Origin of the sequence: Mesorhizobium sp. M00.F.Ca.ET.216.01.1.1, assembly GCF_004010325.2 — a bacterium.
Classification (GTDB): Bacteria; Pseudomonadota; Alphaproteobacteria; order Rhizobiales; family Rhizobiaceae; genus Mesorhizobium.
The window spans coordinates 1-279 of sequence record NZ_SADR02000615.1; the positions used below are offsets into that span (position 1 = coordinate 1).

The 279-nt window shown below is 57.7% G+C and carries 1 pseudogene; it reads left to right on the forward strand.

The annotated features are described in order from the left end of the window. Positions 1 to 11 precede the first annotated feature (11 nt). Positions 12 to 279: pseudogene (locus tag EN859_RS38955) on the forward strand (hypothetical protein); the annotation flags it as partial.

The window sequence follows — 279 nt, forward strand, 5'->3', positions numbered from 1 at the left end:
CGGACATCTCAATGCACGCATTGCCGTGGGTTGCCATTTTTCTTGCCGCCGCGCTGGCCATAGCGCGAGTACCGCGTGCCCTTACCCTGGGCATGCTGGCCATTGGGTATGCAAGCGCATTTGCGTTGGGACGATTAGAGGCAATAGCACTACTCCCCATTGCGCTTCTTGTCGGCACAGGTCTTTTACTGCGGCACGCTGCGTCGCCTGCCATGCGCCTGTTATGCAACTTCGTGTTTGTCGCGGTTGCAATCGGACTGTTTCAACACAAGCTGCCGG